Raw genomic sequence first — 24,375 nt, 5'->3', positions numbered from 1 at the left:
GGGTGAGATACTAGGGCCGGTGGAGTGTCTGCCGGTGGCGTCAGCCACCGGTGCAGGGGTGTCAAAACGCAGAGGCCTGAAGGGCCGGCACAATCGGGCACGCAACCCTGGGGCATGAAACCCGGGTCATTGTGTCGGCCCGCTGGGCCTTGGACATTCCCCGGAATCATCTCCGGTGGCTGACACTCTGCCGGCCGTCCGGGCCTCGAAAATCTCGACTCTCCCCTCGTTCGACCCGATATGCATCAAGTTAAGAAGTCACCCTCCCGTGTGCGGGAGGGTGGAGCGTAGCGAGGGGAGGGCTTCCGACATTGATGCTCCATCGTTGTGAGCAACTTTGGCTTCGCAACAACCCTCCCCGCGTCGTCGTCAACTCCTCCGCGACCCTCGCCGAGGGAGGGTGACTTCGGTTGTGGATATCGATCTCGGCTGGCGGGCGTCTTGCTAGCAGTCACGCGGGCTTTCTGGGGGCGTTTTGGTTTCGCCGGTTGGTCGATTGGGCTTGGAGGGGTAAATTGCGGGTATGGAAGCCACCGCTAAAACATTGCCGACGATTCGCCAACTGCCCCCCAATTTGATCAACCAAATCGCCGCCGGGGAGGTGATCGAGCGTCCCGCGTCGGTGGTCAAGGAATTGCTGGAAAACAGCGTCGACGCCGGGGCGACTCGGATCGAGGTTTCGATCGTCGGAGGCGGGACCGAGATGATCCGCATCAGCGACAATGGTTGCGGGATGACGGCCGATCAATTGCCGCTGGCGTTGGCCAGTCACGCGACCAGTAAGTTGCCGACCGATGAGGACTTGTTCCACGTTTCCACGCTCGGTTTCCGTGGCGAAGCGTTGGCGTCGATCGGCAGCGTGTCACAACTGACCATCCGCAGCCGCACCGACAGCGACGACGCGGGAAACGAAATCCAGGTTCGCGGCGGCGTGATCGAGCCGCCACAGCCGTGTGGTTGCCCGGTCGGAACGGTGATGGAAGTCCGCAACCTGTTCTTCAATACGCCGGTCCGGCATCGATTTCTGAAAACCGCGCAGACCGAGAAAGGACACATCGTCGAAGCCTTCACGCGGATCGCGCTGGCCAATTCGCACATCCACTTTGTGCTCAACAACAACGACAAACCGCTGTACGATTTGCCCGTGACCGAGCGGTGGAGCGAGCGGATCGCGGCGTTCTTCGGCGGCGAAATCGCCGACGCGTTGATCCCGATCAACAGCGACGATTCCCAAATCCATGTCCAGGGTTATGTCTGTGATCCGTCGGTCAGCCGCGGCAATTCGCGGATGCAATATCTGTTCCTCAACAGCCGACACATCCGCGACCGTTCGCTGCAGCACGCCTTGGGCGAAGCCTATCGCGGGCTGTTAATGGTTGGCCGGCACCCGGTTTGTTTCTTGCGGATGTCGATGCCGCCGGAATTGATCGACGTCAACGTGCACCCGACCAAGTTGGAAGTCCGCTTCACCGATGGCGGCCGAGTTTACAGCCGATTGCTGCAGACGCTCAGGCACCACTTCTTGACCACCGACATGACACAGCGGGTCGGCCCCGCGCCGGTTGCCCCAGACGCGGACCTGACGCCGGCGCCGCGCAGTGAACTGGGCATGCCGGTTCGAGCGGAACAGGCGCATCGGCAATCGGTGATCGAATGGGCGCGGACGGGAAACAGCCCTGCCGAAGTGTTCGTCTCGCCGGCCCGCGGTGACGATTCCGGCGGTGGCGGCTCCGCGATGGCCCCCGCCCCAGACGCCGCGACTCGCTCGATCCCCTCGTTCGGTTCGGTCCCCGGTTTTCAGCCGTTCCCCGGCGGCGGCTCACCACCGATGCCCCACGAGGCGGCCCCGAAGCCGACGACCGACTCGGCGAGCGACGAAAACGTGGCCCCCTGGGACGGCCCGCCAGCCGCCTCGCCGGACGATTCCGTCATCGATCACCCCGCCGTTTGCCATCTCGGATTTCAAGTCCACAACCGTTACCTGGTCACGCAAGACGAAAAAGGCATGGTGGTGATCGACCAGCACGCCCTGCACGAACGCGTGTTGTACGAGCGGGTCAAAACCAAAGTCTTGGAGAGCGGTCAATCACTCGAGTCGCAAGGATTGCTGGTCCCCGAGCCGGTCTCGATGACGCCAGCCGAACGAACGGCGGTGTTGGACCACCAGGACACGTTGGCGCAGATCGGGATGGAAATCGCAGAGTTCGGCGGGGATACGATTGTGATTCGATCGTACCCGGCGATGCTCAAGAACAAGCCGCCGGCGGACATGCTGCGGACGCTGATGGAATCGGTGCTCGGGGGCGGCGAAAAACCGGAACCGATCGAATTGCTCAACCATTTGCTGTCGACGATTGCGTGCAAGGCGGCCGTGAAAGCCGGCGACCCGCTGCGGCCCGAAGAAATCCGCGCCCTGTTGGAACAACGTGACCTGTACAACGACACCCATCACTGTCCGCACGGCCGGCCCACGGCGTTGTTTTTCAGCCGTGACGAGCTGGATCGCATGTTTGGGCGACTGGGACCGCGGGCCAGAACGTCGAAGTGATGGGGGTCTCGGGAGACGGCAAACCGGCCGCATTTCTGCTGGGCTAACCGAGTCCCTCCGGGTGCGCTAGAATGGTGACGTCCATTATCTTCATTGGCGAGCGTGATGCAGAACGAACCGACCATCATCCTGTCTGGAACCGACCCCGACCTTCCACGCAAATTGCCGTCCGGAATACGCCGCTACTCGGGGCTTCGTGAAATCGCCCGGGGTGGCAACGGCGTCCTCAGTGCAGCTTTCGATCCCGTCACCGGTCGAACCGTGGCGATCAAGATGCTGCACAGCGACAACCGGAATGTGCCCAACGAAAAACGGCGGCTGCTTCGCGAGGCCCGTGTCACCGCCCAACTGCAGCACCCCAACACGATCCCGGTTTACGAAATCGGAAATGACTTGGTGCACGGCATCTACTTCACGATGAAGCTGATTTCGGGGGTCAATCTGTTCGAGATTCTCAAGCAGATTGCCCGCGGGGATGAAGAAATCGCCAAACGCTACCCCCAAGTTCGCCGGATCTCGGCACTCGCCGACGCTTGCTTGGCCTTGGCTTATGCCCACGCCCGTGGCGTGATTCATCGTGACGTCAAACCCGAGAATATCTGGCTGGGCAATTTCGGCGAAGTCTATCTGCTTGATTGGGGAACCGCGAAGGTTTGGGGATCGATGGATGACCAGACCGTCACGCGATACGACGCGTCCCAGCTGCAAAAAGAAGAAGACGAGCAGCAATTGCTGACGCTGACCGGCGGCGGCCAACGCCCCGGCACCCCGTTGTACATGTCACCGGAACAAATCCAGGGCACACGGACGATCGACGAACGCAGCGACATCTTCAACGTGGGCGTCTGCATGTATGAATTGCTGGCGATCCGCGAACCGTTTCGGGGCGCCAACATCGACCAGACGTTTCGCAACATCATCTCCGGCGAAGTGCCTCCGCCGAGCGAAAAGTCGCCGGAGCGAAAGATCCCCAAGGCGGCCGACGAAATCGTCATGCGAGCGATTCAAAAGAAGCCGCAACAACGATTTCAAACCATGCGTGAGATGGTCGATGCCATTGAAGCGGTGCTCCCCCAGTTGGACCAAGGCTGATCTGACTCAATGTGCGGAATCACCGGAGCGGTATGGCAAAGCGAATCACTTCGTGTCGATCGGTCACTGCTCAAGCAGATGACCGACGCGATCGCGCATCGCGGCCCGGACGACGACCGCGTTTGGATTGACAACGATCAACGCGACGGCCAGGGACGTCACTACGGCGTCGCACTCGGATTTCGCCGGCTGTCCATTATCGATGTCGAAGGCGCCCCGCAGCCGATGTCCAACGAGGACGGCGGCGTGCGAATGGTTTTCAACGGCGAGATCTACAACTTCAAAGCACTCCGCCAGCGGCTCGAAGGCAGCGGCCATCAATTTGCCACGCACGGTGACGGTGAATCGGTGCTGCACCTGTATGAAGACATCGGCACGGATTGCTTTGCCGAACTCAACGGCATGTTCGCGATCGCGATTTGGGACACACGCCGCAGCCGGCTGGTGCTGGCGCGGGATCGGATCGGACAAAAACCTCTCTACTACGCCCTGGTCGGCGATCGACTGGTCTTCGGCAGCGAACTAAAAAGCCTGGCGGCGGTCCCCGGTGTCTGCAATGAAATCGACCCCGCGGCGATCGATGAATTTTTGACGTATCAGTATGTTCCGCACCCGGGAACGATCTGGAAGGGCGTTCGAAAGCTGCCGCCGGGCCATCTCGCAATCTTTGAAAAAGGCAAACTGGTCGTTCAACCCTATTGGGATTTCGACCCGACCGTCGAAGTGCCCCGCAGCAAGGGCGAAGCGGTCGAGCGGCTGCGCGAGTTGCTGACCGATTCGGTCCGTCTGCGTCTGCAAAGCGATGTGCCCTTGGGATCGTTCTTGTCCGGTGGCATCGATTCGTCCTTGATCACCGCGCTCGCTCAGCGGCAACAAGCCGAGACGCCGATCCGTACCTTTAGCATCGGATTCCCGATCGCCGACTTCGACGAGACCGGCTACGCGGCCCAAGTCGCCGAGCACCTGGGGACCAACCACCAACGGTTCGAAGTCCAGCCCAACGGCCTGGACATCATCGACAAACTGGTTTGGCACTACGACGAACCGTTCGGCGACTCGTCCGCCGTGCCGACCTGGTACCTGTCCGAACTGACACGCCGCGAAGTCACGGTGGCGTTGTCCGGTGACGGGGGCGACGAACTGTTCGCCGGTTACGATCGCTACCGGGCGCTGTGGTTGAGCGTGCGATTGCGGAGGATGTTTCCGATTCACAAAATGCCGGGCATCGGGCTGATTCAGCGATTGCCCGACAACAACAAACAGTACTCGATCACGCGACGTGCCAAACGTTTTCTGGAAGCGCTCGACCAACCGGAAGCACGACGCTATTTGAATTGGCTGCAGATCTTTCCCGAACGCATGCGAGCCGAGTTGTACACCGACGAGTTTGTCGAGCGATTGCCGGGCGAAGACCCGTTCGAGTTCCTCGACGCGATTTGGAACCGCAGCGAGGGCCGCGACGTCGTCACCCGGGCGTCGATCACCGACATGTTGTCCTATCTGCCCTGCGACCTGTGCACCAAAGTCGACATCGCGTCGATGGCCCATTCACTGGAGGTGCGCCAGCCGATGTTGGACCATCGCGTCGTCGAATTCGCCGCGTCGCTGCCGGTGCAATTAAAGTTCCGCGGGCGGCGCGGAAAACTGCTGCTTCAAGACGCGTTCGGATCGATGATCCCCAAGTCGATCTTCACGCGAAAGAAGATGGGGTTTGGGATCCCGATCGCCGCCTGGTTCCGAAACGAGCTCAAGCCGATGGTCCACGACACGCTGCTGGCCGACGACGCGCGGATCGCACCGTACTTCCGCCGCGAAGTCGTGGAGCGACTGGTCGGACAACACGAGCGAATGGAAAACAACCACGGCTACCGATTGTGGAACCTGTTGATCCTGGAGAAATGGCTGCGGCAGTGGGCGGGGTGACCGGTAGGCAACCAAGTGAAACGAAAAGATTGGAACGAGAGCATGTCGAACGGAGCTCGGAAGGAAATCACTTCGTGACCTTGTGCCCGATTGGGAATGGCCAGTTGCTCCATGCGGAGATCATCCAGGTATTTTGCAGCATCGAATTGAACCGTGGACCCGGATCTGCGATCTACCACCAACCCATCGGGTAACGCTGTGAGGGGCTGTTCAGGATGCACCTAGCATGCCACCACCCGGTGTGAATCACCCTTCCGCTTCAAGCAAGAGTTTTTCGATCAATTCGTTGAGGACTTTTTCATCGGGGGTACCGCCGCTTTGCCATCGAACGATTCCCTGTGCGTCCACTAAGACGAGCGTGGGGAAGCCTTCCACGGGCCAACTGGTGGCGATCGGACCTTGCTCTCCGTCGGCCCAACTTCGCCAGGTGACCGTCTTGTTGTTGACCAGTTCTTGCAGCACCTTTTGACTTTCACAATGGACGCCCAAGAGCGCGAACGGTCGTTTCGAAAGCCGCTGGACCATTTCCCGTTCACTGGGATACATCTGTTTGCAATACGGACACCAGTCCGCGAAGAAATCCAGCAAGACAACCTTTCCCCGGTAGTCGCTCAATTTGAAGTTCTCGCCTTCCACATCGACACCCTGAATTTCCGGCGTCGGCGTCCCGACCTTGATCGCCTCAAGTTGTTGGCGCAACCTCGTGACCAGCATTCCGCCTTCTTGTTTGAGTGCTTCGTTGTCTGAATTGGCCATTGATTGCTCCAACTGGGTGGTCAGCGATTTGACTTCGTCACGCCGACGGCTGATCTCACCCAAGTCAATCGAATCGGGCTGATTCAGCCAACCGAGCAAGTTGACGACGAGTCCCAAGTTGGCCGCGACGCGAACCTTTTGGTGGGGACTCTTCTCCAGGACTTGGCGGCAAAACCCACGAGCGGTTTCGTTCGGTTGCATCACGATCATTTTCATGATCGCATGGAGATGTTTCTCGGTGAGATGATGTTCCAATGCCAGGTCGCAGACCAATCCCAACGTCTCTTCGCCCTCTTGTTGCTGGCACAATTGAGCCGCGTACGCCAAGGCTTGGACGGCTGGCCAGCTGTCCGGATTGTCTTTTGCCAGCACGAGCAGTTGGTCGCAGTACTTGGCTGACAATGTCGACAAGCGGGCAATCGTTTGGTCTTGTCCCAACGTGGGAGCAGCCTTCTCAAGTTCGGAATACTGCTCACTGTATTTCTTCAAGATGACCGCGACTTCTTTACTGAGCCACGCCAAAGCGTCTTCATTCTCGCCGGGAGCCACTGGCAGTGCCAAGGGTGTCCCTTCTCTCGCTTTCAAGTAGGCATCGCGGGCGTGGGTGATGTGCACCGCGAATCCAAGCTGAGGACTTAGCACGAACGTATTGATCCCGACCGCTTTCCCATCTTCGCTCAGCAGCGGCCCTCCGCTGCTTCCATGAGCCAGCACCGCGGTCGTCTGAAGCCACCGACTTTCCTCCGGTGACGCCAAAACCTGCCGCAGCTGGGCGGGCATCTCGTTCGTCCTTCGCACCGCACTGATCTGGCCCCAACCGGCCGTGTTGGTCAAGCCGTTGGGATGACCGAGTGTCCAGACGGACGTGCCGAGCGCCGGCAATTGGTTGCTCAAGATCTCGACGACGTGGACGCCTTGCGGAATGCCATCGACGCGAAGGAACGCGATATCATGCTCCCGATCGATGCTCATCACTGCCGCACTTCGCGCCTGGCTGTCGTCTCGAAATGTCACCTCCACCTCGCCGGCGCCTGCTATGACGTGATAGTTTGTTACCACCAGACCCGACGCGTGAATTAGAAACCCGCTACCGAACGCGGACGATTCTCCGTAAACATCTTTCGCACCGACCACGACGACCCCGCTGCCGACGCGATCGATCAATGCCGTCCTGCGGTCCTCCGGGGCCAATCGGTCGAGCGGCACCTCACGCTTGGATCCCTCGGCGTTCTCAAACGTGAGCACCCCCTCTTTCATCGCGACCAACTTGGCGTCCAACTTGGTGACGCCCGAGTCCGTGGAGATCTGCCAAGGACGCGTGTCTTGAACCAGAGGTTTGAATTCGTCTTGCCCCCACGCCGAGAGACCGACCGACACGGATACCAACAAGGATGTCAACCATGGCCTGAATCTCATCCGAATCCTCATGGGAACGACGTTTTCAAATCAAAGGAGATCAACGGGCGATCGCGCCGCCGATCGAGATTGCCAGTGTCCATGGCGGCCGGCACTTGGAGAGCCCTTTGAAAACGAAGCCCCCCTGAAAAGCACCCTCCCCAACGGGTGCACTCAGAACACCCTCCCTATGGTAGCGGTCGCTTCAGGTCGTTTCAACTGTTTTCTGGCCTTGGAGAAATGGCTGCGGAACGGCGCCAGCCGTCCGGTGGCGGCGGCGCGGGAAACCGGCGGGCTCGCGCCCTGCCGCTAACAAAGGAAGGAGTGCAGCTGGATGGTGGTTGCGGAACGGCGCGAGCGGGCTGTCGTTTTTGTGAGCCGCGACGCGTAGGCGGCCGGGCATTGCGACGCTGCCCGAGGCCTTACGGCCAGCGGCTCACCATTGACTCAGCAGATCCCGACTAAACCGACAGCCCGCGAGGAGTCCGGTGACGGCTGCCGGCAACGTTGCCAACAAAAAAACGCCGATGGCGGGGGGCGGCCATCGGCGTTGTGAAGGGGAAGTGATTCGCGATCAGGACGTCGCTCTGGAGGGTCGCCGTTAGGCGCTTTTGGTGGTCGGCATCTGGAACAGCTTTTGCTTTCCGGCCACCACGTCCTCGTCAATCGTGTACACCTTGCCTTCTTCTTGCTCGGGCAATTCGTACATGATGTCCAACATCACTTCCTCCAAAATCCCTCTCAATCCTCGGGCTCCGACGCCTTTGTTGAGGGCCTTGCGGGCGATCTGGTGCAGCGCTCCTTCGGTGAAGTTGAGTTCGCAGTTCTCCATTTTGAACAGCGCTTCGAACTGTTTGGTCAACGCGTTCTTGGGTTCACGCAGCACCTGGACCAAGCCTTCTTCATCGAGCTCTTGCAGGTAGCTGACGACCGGCAGCCGGCCGACCAATTCGGGGATCAATCCGAACTGCATCACGTCTTCGACTTGAATCTCGGCGACCAATTCGCTGTGCGTCTGTTCGTTCAGTCGTCCGGCGCCTTCGCCGAAGCCGAGGGTCTTGTGTCCCAGTCGGTTTCGAATGATGTCTTCGATGCCGACGAAGGTCCCGCCGACGATGAATAGGATGTTGCTGGTGTCCAGCTGGATGTACTGCTGCTCGGGGTGCTTTCGTCCGCCTTGGGGCGGCACGTTGGCGACGGTGCCTTCGAGCATCTTGAGCAGGCTTTGCTGGACGCCTTCGCCGGACACGTCGCGTGTGATCGAGACGTTGCCGCCGGTTTTTCCGATCTTGTCGACCTCGTCGATGTACAAGATGCCGCGCTGGGCGGCTTCGACGTCAAAGTCGGCCGCGTGCAGCAGTTTCAGCAACAGGTTTTCGACGTCTTCACCGACGTACCCGGCTTCGGTCAACGTCGTCGCGTCACCGATGGCGAAGGGCACATCCAACATCCGAGCGAGCGAGCGGGCCAGCAACGTTTTACCGCTGCCGGTCGGCCCGACCAACAAGATGTTACTCTTTTCGATTTCAACATCGCTGCTGCCTTCCCACTCACTGGTCAACCGCTTGTAGTGATTGTGAACGGCGACCGCCAAGACACGCTTGGCGGACGATTGTCCGATGACGTATTCGTCCAGGTGCTCGACGATCTTACGCGGCGATGGGATATCGCTGAACAATTGCTTGCTGGGACCACGACGACGCTCTTCCTGTTCCAGGATCGACTGGCACAGGTCAATGCATTCGGCGCAGATGTACACGTCGCCTGGCCCTTCGACCAATGGACCGACGTCACGATAGCTCTTTCGACAGAACGAACAGAAGGCGTTCTTTTTGTTCGACGAGCTACTGCGCGTGGTACTGTTGTTATCCTTGACGGGCATAAACGACTCCTTATGTGCTTTCACAAGCTCGTCCGAAGATCGACCACGCAGGGAGTGTTGCGATTGCCGGCCGAAGCCGGGTCACCGCAACGCTACGTATCCAGTCGACCCATCGGGACGCGCCGATTGAAAGCTTCAAACGGTTCGGCCCACAGCCCAAGCATCTCTTTTGCGTCATTGCTGGGAAGGAGATGAGTGATCAAGTGATCGGTCATCGACTTCCGAGCGGGAGGTGAGTTAAAAGAGTCGTCCGTAACGGATGCCTGAGCCCTGGTTGGTAAACTTAGTGGGTAAATGGTTTCCGAAGCCGATTGCCCAGGGAAAGATGGGAGGGCCAACTGCGGAAAAGGTGGCATCATGCACGTCAGAACAAATTGATTCGTCATTGAATCAATGGAAGGTTCACTCCGACGAAGCGGATCTCAATCGTTACGACCGGGCGCCGTCTCGGCGTCGGGTCGATTCTCAGGAGCGTCCCCTTCGTCGGTTCGGTGGGATGCTGCCTGTATTGTTCGGAATTCCTCCTCGCTGATGTCACCTTTCAAACGCATTTCTTCGAAGTTTAAAAGGCCACTGGAGGTCGAATCCCGGTCTCCATTGGTGTAGTCGCGCAACCTTGCCACGAGGAAAAATGCGGCGGCAGACACGATGATCAAAATCAGCAGTGCAAGACCAGCCTTTACGGCCGGATCACTCAATACGTCCATCACCATCGTCTTGTCTCTACCTGACCGCCCGCTCGCCCCGGCGTCGCCAGCCGGCGTCGCCTTTCAGGAGGCAAATTCATGATACGACTGTCCAACCAACGTGGTCCAGCAGATTCACCCTCGTGAAACACTTTTTTCGTGTTTCACGGGGTTTAAGTCAACATCGATTACGAAAGATCCAGCATCGACAACGCTTCACGCGCCGCGACCAACCCCAACCGTCCGTGCCCACAACAGCGAAAAACCGCCGGGCCGCCGTAGCCGCTTTCAGTCATCACCTCCCAGACCCGCCCCAAGTCGATGTCGCCGTGGCCGAACCGTTGATCACAGCCGCGTTCCAAGTCCGGTTCGCACATGTAGACACAGCTGAGCCGGTGCTGCAGCCGTGCCAATCGAGCCCCGATCGGAAACTCTCCCCCCAACAACATCTCGCCGACATCGGCCGCCAGCCCCAAGGGCGCCTCGGTTCCGATCCATTGCCCGAACCGTTCGAAATGGGCCACCGTCGCGATCGCGTGTTCTGACACCGGCCGCAACGCCAAGTTCACTCCCAGCGGGGAAGCCAGCTGGACCAAAGGGGCGATCGCACCGGCCAACCGCTCCAAAATCTGTTCGCCGTGATCTTCTGGCACCGGGGGACGGCCGCCGCGCGGGCACACGCGGCCTGCCGAAAACGTGATCGCGAGGGCCCCCATCTCCGACGTCCCTTCGATCCAGCGGCGGATGTTCGCGGCGGCCGAATCCCGGATCGCCGCATCCTGGCTGGCCAACGAAAACGCATCAAGGCATTCCGGGTCATCGTAAAACGGCGCATCGAGATCAATCACGATCGAAACGCCGTGCTGCTTGGCCGTCGCCGCAATCTCGGCCGAGACCGAGTCAAACCACGGAGTGTCTAGATCCCAACTGCCGCGACGCGGCCGAATCGCAACGGCGCCGAACCCCAGTTCCGCCAACTTCGGAATCAACGTCACCGGATGGTGAAACTCCAAACTGCTGCAATGGAACCCCGGCGTCATCTCAGGTCACCCGCAAACGTGTCGCGAGCAACAGCGCCGGCACCACGAGGGCAAACACGGCCACACCCCACGCGGGCCCGGCCCCCAAAAACGCAAACGCCGCCGACAGCGGAATGATCGTCAGGATACTGATGCGGATCAGATTTCCGATTACCGCCGGTTCGGGATGCAGTTGAGCACGAAACCCGCGCAGCGCGATCGGCAGGAAGATCAGCCCGATCAGCATCCCGAATTGGCTGGTCGAGGGGATCGCCCAACCGACCTGCGTCTGGGCGGTGGCCATCCCCGGCGCGAGCGCCAACATCACGCCGCCGACCATCATCACGACGAACCCGGTCCTCAGGTTGATCCGGTGGCCTCCGATCGCTTCGTCACGTGCCACCGTGGTGATCCCCATCACATACACACCGAACCCCAGCGCGATGGCCAGCACATAGCGTGGCACCACGGGCAAACCCTCATCCATCGCCAGCAGTGGAGAGGCACCCAGGAGAAAGCTGAGCACGCGGCAGCCGCCCATCGCCGCCGGCGCGATCGGCGTCGGTTTCAACGGCCCGTCATAGGCGACGATCAATCCGGCCAGGGCCAGCGCGATCGCCGCCGGCAACCAGGTCGTGGCGTGATCGGCTGACGGCACATATCCCGACGCCGCGGCCAGCAGCACGCCCAGGATCAAGAATCCCCAGCCGGCGGACTTGGCGGCACGGACCGAGATCGCACCGCTGGCGATCGGGCGCGTCTTCCGCTCCGCCTTGTCTTTCTCCAGATCAAACACATCATTGAGGATCATCCCGGCCCAATACAGGGCGACGCCGGCGGCCAGCACCAGGGCGAACCGGGCGGCCGGCAGCGGACCGCCACCGACGAGCAGGAACGCAGCCCCGACGTCGGCCAACACCGTGAACACGTTGGGCAGACGAACGAGCTGCATCCAGGCGACGAGCGGACGAGCTCGACCGGGCGTCGCGGCCGGATTTGGTTCAGGAGTCTCGGGCGTTGCTTGATCCGACCCCACACGCATGATGTTAAAAGATCTGTTCATGAACGATGTTGAAGTCACCCTCCCTGCCGAGGTCGTGCAGTTTTTAAATGGTTGATTTCAAAGGGTTTTCGTCACTCTCCCCCTGGGAGAGTCGAGCGTAGCGAGGAGAGGGGGCTCTTGGCTGCTTGGGACGCGACTCGGGCAGGTGAAATAAAACTTGCGATTCACCGTTCGACCTCTCCTCGCTTCGCTCGACCCTCCTGCCAGGAGGGTGACTTCCAAAACTGCACGACCTCCACACGGGAGGGCTATTCCTTCACTTGATGCGTAGGGACGCTGGCTGATCAAGCCCTTCGCCAGGCTCTGGAGTTTGATCACCGCTCAACGATTCACTCGTCCGTCGCGGGTTGGTCCGAATCGCCGTCTGAATCGCTGTCCGACTCCGGATTTGCGTTCGACTTCAAATCGTCCAACAACAAGGTCATCCGTTGCTTTTGGCTTCGGGAAACGCCATCGGCAAGCTCGACACCCTGCTCGGCGGCCTTGATCGCTTCGTCCCAACGTTGATCGACGGCATGCAGACGAGCGATCAATTCCAGGATCGCGACCTTGCCGTCATCCTCGACGTTTTCCATCTCCACGGTCAACGCTTCGACCACCTCAGCACCCAGCGGCCCAATCTTGCCACCGTTTTGGACGATGTTGTAAAGCGTCATCGCGTGGCGGAACAACGCTTGCGCGTTGCCCTGAGTCGCCTTTCGCTCTTCGCGATAGAATGCAAAGTCGGCTTCGGTCGCCTTGCCGGCCATGAAGTTGAACTGCGGCTGCACGACGCGTTGCACCGTGGTCAAACGTTCTTTCAGTTCCGCGTCGCTGGTTTGGGCGATTTGATCGGCGAGCATGGCGCTGGCGTCTTCAAAGCGTCCGCGTCCGGCGAGTTGGTCCAAGCCTTGCAGGATCTCCTGGAACTTCTGCTCACGCTCCATGTCTGCCTTGAACGCCTCGCGATCCCAGCTGCCGTCCAGGACGGCAGCCAACGGTTCGTCGAGCTCTCCCGGGTGACCGATCCACTCGATGACGCCGGTCTTGCCGACGATGAAGGAAGTGGGGATGCCGTTCTGGCCCGCCGCCTCCATGTAGTCGCGTTGGGTCGAACCGTCGGGATCGGTCGTCAGCGTGTAGGCTGCGGTGACCTCGGCGAAGGAAGCTTTTTGGCCCGGATAGGGTTTTGCCAGCAGGGCTTCGACTTCATCGACCGTCTCGTCCGAGACGCTGATGATCTGGACGCCGTCGTTGCGATGTTTGGTTTGCAGCTCCGCCAGGTGCGGCATGCTGGCGATACAGGGTCCACACCAGGTCGCCCAAAACTCGACCACGTAGACCTTTCCGTCTTCGAATTGAGTGACACGCGTGTCGTCTTCGTGGAAATAATGCTCGATATCCAATGCGGGAGCCTTCGACCCGATCCCCAGCGAGGGCTCGGCTTCGGCAGGTCGCAGCGTCAAAGCGGCGACGACTGCACAGCAAACGGCAAACAGGGCGATGCGTTTCATCAGTGATTTCTTGATGGAGGTGGGGGGAGTTGGGGTGGGGGACGACGCGTCGACGCCGCGGATCGGGGGTTGGGATTCCGGATTTTTCATTGCCCCGACATTCTACGAACCGCAGCGTCAGCGGCGGAGTGCAATTCATGATCCTTGAATGGTTTTTGATCGCCGATGGCCGACACATCGCTCCTTCGGCATGATAATCGGGCCGCACAGTTGCGTCCGACTGGCAATCAGCGAGCGACGACGGGGTGTGGTCTGTCCCCGGGGTTTGAGCGGCCGGGAGAAAACCCACGGATGGCAGGGCGAACCCACGGATTTCTTGCTGCTCCCCATCCGTGGGTTCGCGCTGCTATCGGTGGGCTTATTTAGACAGCATTTCCCCCGGGGTCTGTCCCTGGACGGGGTGGGGTCTGTCCCCGGGGTTTGAGCGGCCGGGAGAAAACCCACGGATGGCAGGGCGAACCCACGGATTTCTTGCTGCTCCCCATCCGTGGGTGCGCGCTGCTATCGGTGGGCTTATTTAGACAGCATTTCCCCCGGGGTCTGTCCCCGGGGGTTGGGAGGGTGACGCGGGACGAACGTCGTCAGATGGCACGCCGGCCCGAAACGGCCCCTCCGCCGAAAATGCGAAACTCCATCAGCTCGCCGGGGTTAGATGCGCAACCGCGCGCTGCGGCCTTCTCGTTTTCAGCCCTCGTCCCCCCGGAGCTTTCTCGTCATGACCGATCAACCCTGCCACCGACATGGGTGGACACTCCGGCAGCGTTTCCTTTCGGCCGCCGCTGTGACGGGAAGCCTGTTTGCCGCCGCGTCGGCGACGACCGCCGCGGATTGGCCCCGCTTCTTGGGGGCAGGGGGGAATTCAATCAGTTCCGATTCGGCGCAAATCCCCGAGACCTGGAACGACACCGAAAATGTCAAATGGAAAGTCAGCCTCCCGGGCCAAGGGGTATCCAGCCCGATCGTCGTCGCCGGTAAGGTCTTGGTGACCAGCTACTCGGGGTACGGAACCGGCGGCGAAAACGAACAGATCGAGGACTTGAAGCGACACCTGTCGTGCTACGACGCGGTGAGCGGCGAGGCACTGTGGAGCAAGGCGATTGACGCAGTCCAGCCCGAGGATCCGTACAGCGGGATGGGGGTGCCGGCTCACGGCTACGCCAGCCACACGCCGACCAGCGATGGCAAACACGTGTTCGTGTTCTTTGGAAAAACCGGGGTCATCGCGTTTGACCTGGAGGGCAACGAAATCTGGCGAAAGAGCGTCGGGACCGGCAGCGGCCAACAGCGCTGGGGTTCGGCGTCGAGCCCGATCGTGTATCGGTCGGATTCCCAGAACCTGGTGATCGTCAACGCGTCCGACGAAAGCGAAACCCTGTTCGCCTTTGACGCGGCGACCGGAGACGAGGTTTGGAAAACACCGGCGGGCGATTTGGCCAGCACCTGGAGCACTCCGAACCTGGTCAAAGCCGGCGACCAAACCGATCTGGTGATCACCGTGCCGGGAGAAGTCTGGGGGTTGAATCCAGAAACCGGCAAACTGCGTTGGTACTCGCGGGGCACGACCGATAACACCGCCTCGGCCAGCCCGATCGTGATCGACGACGTCGTGATCGCGGTGGGAGGTCGCAGCGGGGATGCGGTCGCCGTCAAAGCGGGCGGCAAGGGCGATGTGAATGCATCTCATGTCGTTTGGGATGCGAATATTCCCGGACGATTCGCCACGCCCATCGCCTACGACGGCCACCTGTACGTTTTTAACAGCGGCGTGCTGTCCTGCTACGACGCGAAGACGGGCGAGCGGGTGAACCAGCGACGACTGTCGGCCAGTCGCGGCGGCGGCGGGGGACGCCCCGGCGGCTTCGGCGGCGGTGATGATCGTGGCCCAGGCGGTGATCGCGGCGGTGATCGCGGCGGTGATCGAGCTCGCGGCGGATTCGGCGGCCGGCCCGGCGGCGGCGGCCGCGGCGGATTCGGCGACCGACGCAGCCAGGAGTACGCCACCCCGGTGTTGGCCGACGGCAAGATCTACGTCGTCGCTCCCGGCGGAGAGGTGCATGTCGTCAACGCCACGCCAGAGATGGAAGTGCGACACACCAACACGCTGAGCGACGATTCTGGCTTTTCCGGCTCACCGGCGATCAGCGAGGGCCGGCTCTATCTGCGTAGCGGGTCCGCCCTGTACTGCATCGCCCAATAGTTGGCCCAATAGTTGGCATCGGCCAACAGGGGAGTGCCTGGACGCGGGGTCGGTGCTGACGAAAGCGTCAAAACGTGGTGCCGGCGATTATCGTTTTCCGTTCGATGCGGTAGGATAGTCGCCCGGCCTGCCCATTCGCATCTATACTCTCCCCTTCGATCGTCATCTTGTTCGCTCGACTCTACGCTCGCACCGTTTTTTGGCCGACACTCGCCTGGAATCTGCTTCTTGCGCGGGTGTTGCATCGTCGTCACTGGTGGAGCCGAATCGATAGCCACGTGATCGTCGGGGCCTATCCATTCGCTGCCGATGTGGCGTCGTTGCGAGGTGAAGGCGTTCGCGCGGTGGTCAACACGTGCGAAGAGTACAAGGGGCCGATCATCCAGTACGAACAGCACGGCATTGAGCAGTTGCACATCCCCACGACCGACTTCACGCACCCTCGACTGTGCGACGTCGAAGCCGCCGTTGAATTCATCCAGAAGTACAAACTGCAAAACGATACCGTTTACATTCACTGCAAGGCAGGCCGGGCACGCAGCGCGACGATCGCCCTGTGCTGGTTGATCAAGTACCGTGGCATGACGGCCGAGCAGGCGCAAGCGCATTTGCTGGCTGCTCGCCCCCACATCAATCCCAGACTGACCAGCCGCCCGGTCGTCCAACAATTCCAGGCCTCACTCAAGGCCGCGGAAAGCGAAGCCGGTCTTTTCCCCGCAATTGAAGAGCCCCTGGGAACCGGCAGCCCCCCGGACATCGAAAAACCCGATATCCTGTTGTAGAGACCGCCCCGCCCGCAACCCGCTTCTCCACTCCCTCTACTGAGTCCACGCTGCCATGGACGGACCCGACACCACCTCGGCGGAGCAACGCGGGCTCGATGACGAAACGGCCAGCACGTTGCGACTGTCGATGCTGCCGGGAATCGGACCGCGAACCCTGACCACACTGCTGGACACCTTCGGCTCGCCACAGCGAGTGCTGGCCGCGGACACGAGTCAACTGGCGACGGTCCCGGGGGTGGGACCGAAATTGATCCACACGATCCGCACCGCTTCTGACCATGTCGACACGGACTCGATCCTGCAGTGGTGCCAGAGCCACGACTGCGATTTGCTCCGCAAGGGTCGCGGCGGCTACCCGCGGCCGCTGGAAGACCTGCATGACGCGCCACCGCTTCTGTTTGCCCGCGGCACGCTGACCCGAGCCGATGAACTGGCCGTCGCGATCGTGGGCACGCGGCACGCCACCGCCTACGGCACCCGCCAAGCCGATCGCATCGCCTATGGGCTTGCCAAAGCGGGGGTGACGGTGGTCAGCGGACTGGCTCGCGGGATCGATGCGGCGGCGCACGAAGGGGCGTTGTCGGCCGGCGGGCGGACGATCGCGGTGCTGGGCGGGGGCCTGGGGCAGCTCTACCCGCCCGAGCATGTCGGTTTGGCCGACGCGATCGCCGCCGACGGTGCCGTGATCAGCGAATACGCGCCGTACGCCAAACCACGCGGCGGCATGTTCCCCCAGCGCAACCGGATCATCGCCGCCCTGGCCCTGGCGACCCTGGTCATCGAAGCCCCCGATCGCAGCGGGTCGTTGATCACCGCGCGACAGGCCGGCGAATTGGGGCGGGACGTGTTGGCGCTGCCCGGCCCGGTCACCAGCCGTGCCTCCCGCGGGACCAACCAATTGATCCGCGACGGCGCGACGCTGGTCCAGACCGTCGACGACATCCTGGAATCCCTCGGCCCGATGGCTCGCAGCGTCAGCACCGCCGACGGCCACGAAGTGCGAAATCCGGCCGAATTGAAGCTCAACGAGGTCGAACGCACGGTGCTCGAATCCATCGACGCCTCCAGCACCCTGATCGACCAGGTCATCGCCCGCTGCGGATTACCGGCCCACCAGGTGATGGCAACGATCAGCGTGCTGGAAATCCGCCATCTGATCCGCCGCCAAAGCGGCCACTACGTCTGCCGAATCTAACGTGGCGTAAGCGTCCGGCTTGCGACTCCCGGCCACCTTGTGGTCGCAAGCTGAAGCTTGCGTGGACGCAAGCTGGAAGCTTACGCCACTTGGAGGCTTGCGCCACTGGCGCGAGTGGCTTTAAATTCGTAGACTTGGCGTGCCGCCGTCCGCGACCGATTGCCACCATCCTTGGAAACCCATGCCCGAGACGACCAACGCAACGCTCTCTGCCAATCAAATCCACCAAGGCGACTGCATCGAAAAACTGGCCCAGATCCAGCAGGGTACGATCGATCTTGTCTTCGCCGACCCGCCGTTCAACATCGGCTACTCCTACGACGTCTACGACGACCAGCAGTCACACACCGATTACTTGGATTTTTGCCGCGACTGGATCGGCGGGGTTCACCGGGCACTCCAACCGGACGGTTCGTTCTGGTTGGCGATCGGCGACGAATACGCCGCGGAGCTGAAGTTGCTGTCCCAGGAAATCGGGTTCTCGTGCCGCTCCTGGATCATCTGGTACTACACCTTCGGTGTGAATTGCGTCCGCGGATTCAGTCGTTCGCACACCCATTTGTTCCACTTCGTCAAAGACCCCGACCGGTTCACCTTCAACGGCCACAACCCGACGGTGCGAGTGCCTTCGGCGCGGCAACTGGTGTATGCCGACGCGCGGGCCAACACCCGGGGACGGCTGCCAGACAACACCTGGATCTTGCGTCCCCAAGATGCACCCCAGTTGGGATTCAGTCCTTCGCACGACACCTGGTACTTTGCCCGCGTCGCCGGGACCTTCAAAGAACGTGAAGGCTTCCATGGGTGCCAAATGCCCGAACAGTTGCTCGGCCGAATCATCCGCGTCTCCAGCAACCCGGGCGACCTCGTGCTAGACCCCTTCGGCGGCAGCGGCACGACGCTGGTGGTCGCCAAAAAATTGGGACGTCGGTTCATGGGAATCGAACTCTCCGAAGACTACGCTGCGCGGATCGAAGAACGATTGTCGGCCTGCAGCGCGGGCGATCCACTGGACGGTCCGGCCGACCCGACCAAGAGTGCACCGACGACGTCCAAGGGAAAACAACGCACGAAATTTCGCAACGGACGCCCGGTGATTCCACTGGACGAACAAAACCAACGCGTCATCCAAGCCGCGTTTGCCGACGTTTCGAAAAACCATAGCGCTGAGGAACTGCTGTTCGATCCGATCCGCAATGCACTGTTCGTTCGCTACTGCAAAGACGCCAAACTGCTCGGCGACGCACGCACCTGGAACGAGTTTCTGTTGCAGCTCTCGCGCGAGGAACGACTGGTCGGTGAAGGCAAACACAAGAAGGTTTCGCTGAAGACCATCCTGCCGTGCTGCGACGCCGCCGAAATTGCGTTTCAAATGCTTTCGGTCGACTACGCCATGGACTTGGAACAGATCCTTTGCACGCCCGATGCGGCCGCCGAGTTCGATCGTATCGCCCAAGCGTTCGGCGACGGCCATTCGGAAATCGACGCCCGCGCGGCGATCTGGCACTTCCGGCGCATCGCGACCAACGGCAAAATCACCCGTGCGGCCAAGAAACGTGCCGCGGAGTTTGCGAAGCAAGACGCCCCCGCCGCTCAAACCCTCGATGCCTCGCTGGACAGCTGTGGCGACGAACCGGTCGCCGGCGTGTACGCGATCTCCGACCCCGAATCCATTTTGTTTCTCGGCCAAACGACCGATATCGCGGCGCGACTGAAACAGATCCGCGGCAGTGAAGGATGGAACCGATTCGAACCGACTGAAGTCCAGGTTTGGCCGATTGAGGATGTCAAAGAAGCGTTCGTGTGTCGCTGTTTGTTGGTCACGCGGTACAAACCCTGGTTGAACGCCCATTTCTTGCATCAACCGATCGCGACTACACTCTTCTAGTGCTCCGTCGATTTGATTCTGGACAACAGCGCAGCAGCACCATCGCCCCCGTCGCGGGAGCAAGCCGACAGGCGCGAGGGTTCGCCGTGGGTTCGTGTTGATTATTTTTTCGGGACAAAAGTCGTTTCAGCCATGGCTTCTCAACGCGATCAGCAGATTCCTCTTGAGGCCACCCGCGGCATGCTGGTGGTGATGGTGGTGGTCATGGGTGTCGCCTGGTTCGGTGCCACCGGCGATCGGCGGGCCGGTCGCGACGGGCAGCGGCAAAGCGACGCCTTCGGATCCTGGACCACGCCCGACATCATGCCGTTCCACGGCAAGACGGTGGAGTCCCAAGCACTGGGGCTGCGGATCGAAGCGGCCGAAGGGTTTCTGTTTTTCCTGTTGGACCATCCCGATGACGGACAGGGCCCGTCGACGATTTCGTTTATCAATCGCAAAGCGTCGATCCTGGGGCAAATCAAAACCTTTGACCCCGCCGCGTCGACCTGGCCGCCCACCGCAGCGGATTTCCCACCCTCGGTCCACCTCGACCTGGGCGACGAAGACGCGACCGAACCGGCGGTCCTGCGGGTCGGGGCGAGCGACGATTTTCAGCTTCAGGTGCAAACGATTCTCTACGACAACGCCACGATCGACTGGGCGTCGCCGCGCAAAAGCTCCGCCTGGCCGCTGCGGGTCCACATCGGCAAATGCGCCTTAGGTCATCGGACCTTGCTCGTTTCGGTTTACGAAATGGACGCCCAAACCCCGTCACCGGACTACCAGCAGGGACCGATCGCCGTGCTCGCCGGGGCACTGGCTCCGCTGTAACGCGTTTTGCCGACGATCGGAGGGCGTTTTTTTGCCCAACTCGCCCAACTCCACCTGCAAATCCTTCGCCCTTTCACTATCTTCGCATCTGTATTGCACTTACCGACCGCCGGTCCACCGTCAACTTGGATGTATCATGACACGACCAAGCCTTCGCGTCCTTGCTTCGCTCGGCCTCTGGGTCGTCGCGCTGCTGAACGCCTCACCTGCTCAATCGCTCTCCGAACAGATTGCCGAAGCGGCACGGCAGTCGGCCGATCAGCTCGACCCGAGTCGAATCGCTAGCCCGGATTCCAGCGGTGCCGAATTCCAAGCGGCGATTGATCAGCTGCGGGCCCATCTCGCCAAAACCGCAACCGGCGGCAACGCCCAGGCCTGGATCGACTACCTGGAAATCGAACCGGCCCTGCAGGCGTTGCAGTCCGAGGCCAGCGATGTCGAACTGGCGAGCAAAGCAATCCGAATCTCGCAGAAAGCCACCGGAATCCATCCGGGGCTTGAGGTTCCCGCCGTCCGACGCTTGCGCAGCGCCGCCCAGCAATTCAGCAACGCGCTGCGGTTTCGCCGCAAAGAGAGAACGACGGCCTTGCTGGCACAACTGCTCAGCCGCATCGCCGACCAGTGGACCGAGATCAGTGGAAACCCGTCGCCGGACCAGATCGCAACGCTGCGGTTGTTGCTGGAACTGCTCGAGCGGACCGATCAATCGGTCGCCCTGGTCGACCGCACGCAAGACCTGTTCTCGTCGACCAACCTGCATCTGACGATCGATGAATCGTTAATCCAGCGGGCCGCCAATCGCAGCATCGACCAATCCTCGGCGGTGCAAGAATGCATTCTCGGCACGCGGATCGTCGGCAACGCGTTTTTGACCGGCGACGTGACGACCACGCTGTTGCCCTCGGTCGGCAGCATTCGCATGCAGATCGCGCTCAACGGAACCGTCACCACGGCCAACCGGGGATACAACGGCCCGGTTCGGTTGAGGACGTCGGGCTATGGACAAGTGTACGCATCACGACGGTTGCAAATCCGTGAATCGGGCATCCAGTTTGAACCGGTCGTCGTCTCGGGATCGATGAACAACCGTATCAATTCGATCGAGCATCCGCTGCGACTGGTCCGACGAATCGCGCAAAAAAAAGCCGCCCAGCAAAAGCCGCTCGCCGATCGAATCGCTCATCGCAAATTCATCTCGCGAATGACCGAAGAATTTACGAAAGAAACCGACGCCGCCGTTCCTCAGCCGACCGGCAATCTTGCCGCCGAGGTGGAAGCCTACCTGCAACGCTTAAACCTGGCCGAACCGACCCGCACGCTCGGCTCGACCGAACATTCGATCTACCTGTTCGCGACGATCCGCAAGAACAACCAGCTCGCCGCGCCGACGCCGCCGCCGGCGATCGCCGAGACCAACGACGCGACGGTACAAATCCACGAATCCCTGATCGACAACACCGTCGGCGCGCTGCTGGCCGGACGCACGATGACACGAAGCGAATTGCAGCAACTGGCCCGCAAAACAAAACGCGGCGCTGAAATCCAGGCCGCAGCAGAAGACGAAGAGGAAGAACCCGAGTTCGAAATCGATTTTCACGACAGCCGGCCGATCATCTTCGAAGCACGCGACGGCAAACTTCGCATCGGCATCCAGGGCACACGGTTCGCGCAAGGTTCTCGCGAGCTGAATCAGTTGCTCGAAATCATTGCCGAGTATGAACCCGCCATGGCCGAATCGGGTGAAGTGGTGTTGCAACGCGTCGGCGAAACCCAAATCAACTTTCCCGGCACGAAACGCTTGAGCGTCGGGCAAGCCGGTCTGCGGGGATCGATCAAGAAAGGCTTCGCCAAAGCCTTCCCGGAAACCTTGATGGATCGCCCCTGGATCATCCCGGCCGACGTCCAGGTCCCGGCGCTGCAGGGGCTCAATTTCCGGCCCCGCAGCTTCGACGCCCGGGACGGCTGGCTGACCCTCGGCGTCAGCTCCTGATCGCGAGTGCCGCCACCGACCGGCTCGCGGGCTGTTGATTGAGTGGGCTTGGTCGAGGCAATGGTGAGCCGCTGGCCGTAAGGCCTCGGGCGGGCGTCTGGATGCCCGGCCGCTTACGCGTCACGGCTCACCAAACCGACAGCCCGCTCGCGCCGTTCCGCGATTACCTTTCACTGATGGTTCGCGGCAGGGCGCGAGCCCTCCGTCGCAATGTGCTCCCAGGCCGAGCCCTACGCCGTGAACGACTTTTTAGCGGTAGGGCGCGAGCCCTCCGGTGTGTTGACAAAGATGCGCAAGCCGGAGGGCTTGCGCCCTGCCGCTAAAACCACGACAAACACAGGAAAAAAATCGTTCACGGCGTAGGATGGAGCCCGAGAACAAGGCGACAAGGTGTTTTTTAAATCTCTTCGTCCACGAAGATCACATGACGAAAGTAGTTTTGTGACTCGAAGCTTGCCCCGAGTGCGCCGATGAGCAACCCGACCGAGCCACTGAACACGGCCATTTGCACATAGTCCGAAAACTGCACGTCGCGCCGGCCAGCTGCGACGAAGCCGCCCAGCTGGCGATCAGGGCCGCGTCGAACAAAAACAGACCGACGATCGCCCCGAGCAAGAACAACGCGAGCCAGGTGACCGCCATTCCGATCAACACGATCCCGAACGCGGATGCGGCGGTGACGACCGATTGCTCGCTTCTGGTCTGGTTGCGACGAAGCAATAATTGTTGGCGTGTGATCACGTACGCGGTGGTCGCGAGCAACGCAAACAGTCCGAGGCCATACACGCGAGCCCATGATTGCGAGAGCGCCAAATCCCACGCCTCGGCGGTCATCAGCAGCACGGCGACGGTCGAGACCGAGGCCAAGGTGAGTCGGCTAAGTCGGCGGGGGAACTGCCAGGCTCGCGCGGCCCAGATCGCTTGGGCGATTTCGCGGCGGTTGATCCAGGTCGCCCGCGCGGCAAACATCGAATTGCTCATCGCTCGCCCAGAACCTTCTTCCAAGCGTTGGTCGGCAACCTCCGCCAACGCCTCAGCCTGTCGCGCCGCCTGGTCGTCGTCCACCATGCCCATCGCATCCAGGTCCTTCGCCGTGGCGGGATGATAGAGCAGGTGATCCGGGCGGTCGTCACGCGATAGACCGAGCAGGTGCGCCAGTGAGTGCTGCATCAAGCGAGACACACGCAAGGCGATCTGGTCGATCCGTGCCTGCGTCGAAAGGTCCACGCCGGCCGCTTGCGGATCGACCAACGACACCGAGATGACGGCCGCATCGAGCGGGCGGCTGAGCGCGGCAAAGCAGAAGGAAGAATAAATGCCGATCAACTCGGACGCCGTGATCACGAACACAAAATCCCAGTGCTTTGCATCACGGTCTTCGGTAGCTTGTTGAAGCAAGACACTCGGCTCGACCCGGCTTCCGGCGGACAGTTCGGGCCGCCGCACGGTGTAGAATTGAAACAGGAATGCCGGAAACCGTCGCTTCAGTTCCTCCTGGGTCGTGAAGACGGCTTGCCCCATCGCTTCACGGTCGATCTCGTCAAACGGTCCCGCGGCAACGACCCCGATTTCAATTTTCGTCGATGTGGCGGCGGGAAGCGGCTGTTGTGGCATCACCCAAACGGCTCCGAGTTGCGAACGTGGACGGCA

Annotated in this window: 16 protein-coding genes; 9 read left to right on the top strand and 7 right to left on the bottom strand. The window is 61.1% G+C overall.

The features are described 5' to 3' along the window. Window positions 1–523 precede the first annotated feature (523 nt). The 3 genes from mutL to asnB all read left to right on the top strand — a co-directional run bounded on the left by mutL (window position 524) and on the right by asnB (window position 5,563). The gene (mutL, locus tag NZK35_RS30365; protein WP_259636289.1) at window positions 524–2,548 is read left to right on the top strand and encodes a DNA mismatch repair endonuclease MutL; all 2,025 of its coding nucleotides are present in this window, start codon (window positions 524–526) and stop codon (window positions 2,546–2,548) included. A 105-nt stretch (window positions 2,549–2,653) separates the two neighbouring features. After that, on the top strand, window positions 2,654–3,640 hold the full coding sequence (locus tag NZK35_RS30360; protein ID WP_145220973.1) for a serine/threonine protein kinase: 987 nt from the start codon (window positions 2,654–2,656) through the stop codon (window positions 3,638–3,640). Window positions 3,641–3,649: 9 nt separating this feature from the next. Then, a complete protein-coding gene (gene asnB / locus NZK35_RS30355; RefSeq protein WP_259636288.1) occupies window positions 3,650–5,563 on the top strand; it encodes an asparagine synthase (glutamine-hydrolyzing) in 1,914 nt (637 codons plus the stop codon). Between the two features lie 246 nt (window positions 5,564–5,809). Here the strand turns inward: asnB and NZK35_RS30350 are convergent, their stop codons facing one another. From NZK35_RS30350 to NZK35_RS30325, 6 genes are all read right to left on the bottom strand, one after another. Further along, on the bottom strand, window positions 5,810–7,735 hold the full coding sequence (locus NZK35_RS30350; protein ID WP_259636287.1) for a trypsin-like peptidase domain-containing protein: 1,926 nt from the start codon (window positions 7,733–7,735) through the stop codon (window positions 5,810–5,812). Between the two features lie 580 nt (window positions 7,736–8,315). After that, the gene (clpX, locus tag NZK35_RS30345; RefSeq protein WP_259636286.1) at window positions 8,316–9,596 is read right to left on the bottom strand and encodes an ATP-dependent Clp protease ATP-binding subunit ClpX; all 1,281 of its coding nucleotides are present in this window, start codon (window positions 9,594–9,596) and stop codon (window positions 8,316–8,318) included. A gap of 422 nt (window positions 9,597–10,018) precedes the next feature. Next, window positions 10,019–10,309: a hypothetical protein gene (locus NZK35_RS30340; RefSeq protein ID WP_259636285.1), complete on the bottom strand. Its 291-nt coding sequence runs from the start codon at window positions 10,307–10,309 to the stop codon at window positions 10,019–10,021. A 161-nt stretch (window positions 10,310–10,470) separates the two neighbouring features. Continuing rightward, window positions 10,471–11,322: a sugar phosphate isomerase/epimerase family protein gene (locus NZK35_RS30335; RefSeq protein WP_259636284.1), complete on the bottom strand. Its 852-nt coding sequence runs from the start codon at window positions 11,320–11,322 to the stop codon at window positions 10,471–10,473. Window position 11,323: 1 nt separating this feature from the next. Beyond that, the gene (locus NZK35_RS30330; RefSeq protein WP_259636283.1) at window positions 11,324–12,364 is read right to left on the bottom strand and encodes a UbiA family prenyltransferase; all 1,041 of its coding nucleotides are present in this window, start codon (window positions 12,362–12,364) and stop codon (window positions 11,324–11,326) included. 329 nt (window positions 12,365–12,693) lie between these two features. After that, complete coding sequence (locus NZK35_RS30325) at window positions 12,694–13,857, bottom strand: TlpA family protein disulfide reductase (RefSeq protein WP_259636282.1); 1,164 nt, start codon at window positions 13,855–13,857, stop codon at window positions 12,694–12,696. A 715-nt stretch (window positions 13,858–14,572) separates the two neighbouring features. Here NZK35_RS30325 and NZK35_RS30320 point away from each other — a divergent pair. From NZK35_RS30320 to NZK35_RS30295, 6 genes are all read left to right on the top strand, one after another. Then, window positions 14,573–16,054, top strand: coding sequence for an outer membrane protein assembly factor BamB family protein (locus NZK35_RS30320; protein ID WP_259636281.1), 1,482 nt, complete (start codon window positions 14,573–14,575; stop codon window positions 16,052–16,054). A 167-nt stretch (window positions 16,055–16,221) separates the two neighbouring features. Further along, window positions 16,222–16,836 (top strand): phosphatidylglycerophosphatase and protein-tyrosine phosphatase 1 family protein, encoded by a 615-nt coding sequence (locus NZK35_RS30315; protein WP_259636280.1) that lies wholly within the window; start codon window positions 16,222–16,224, stop codon window positions 16,834–16,836. Between the two features lie 55 nt (window positions 16,837–16,891). After that, window positions 16,892–18,034, top strand: coding sequence for a DNA-processing protein DprA (dprA, locus tag NZK35_RS30310; RefSeq protein ID WP_259636279.1), 1,143 nt, complete (start codon window positions 16,892–16,894; stop codon window positions 18,032–18,034). Between the two features lie 181 nt (window positions 18,035–18,215). Continuing rightward, the gene (locus NZK35_RS30305; protein WP_259636278.1) at window positions 18,216–19,922 is read left to right on the top strand and encodes a DNA-methyltransferase; all 1,707 of its coding nucleotides are present in this window, start codon (window positions 18,216–18,218) and stop codon (window positions 19,920–19,922) included. 132 nt (window positions 19,923–20,054) lie between these two features. Beyond that, window positions 20,055–20,735, top strand: coding sequence for a hypothetical protein (locus tag NZK35_RS30300; protein WP_259636277.1), 681 nt, complete (start codon window positions 20,055–20,057; stop codon window positions 20,733–20,735). 136 nt (window positions 20,736–20,871) lie between these two features. Continuing rightward, complete coding sequence (locus NZK35_RS30295; protein WP_259636276.1) at window positions 20,872–22,725, top strand: hypothetical protein; 1,854 nt, start codon at window positions 20,872–20,874, stop codon at window positions 22,723–22,725. A 420-nt stretch (window positions 22,726–23,145) separates the two neighbouring features. Here the strand turns inward: NZK35_RS30295 and NZK35_RS30290 are convergent, their stop codons facing one another. Continuing rightward, window positions 23,146–24,339, bottom strand: coding sequence for a hypothetical protein (locus NZK35_RS30290; protein ID WP_259636275.1), 1,194 nt, complete (start codon window positions 24,337–24,339; stop codon window positions 23,146–23,148). Between the last annotated feature and the right edge of the window lie 36 nt (window positions 24,340–24,375).

Origin of the sequence: Stieleria sedimenti, assembly GCF_025060895.1 — a bacterium.
Taxonomy (GTDB): domain Bacteria; phylum Planctomycetota; class Planctomycetia; order Pirellulales; family Pirellulaceae; genus Stieleria; species Stieleria sedimenti.
Note: the sequence above shows the minus strand (reverse complement) of the source record. Positions and strands in the feature narration are given on the sequence as shown.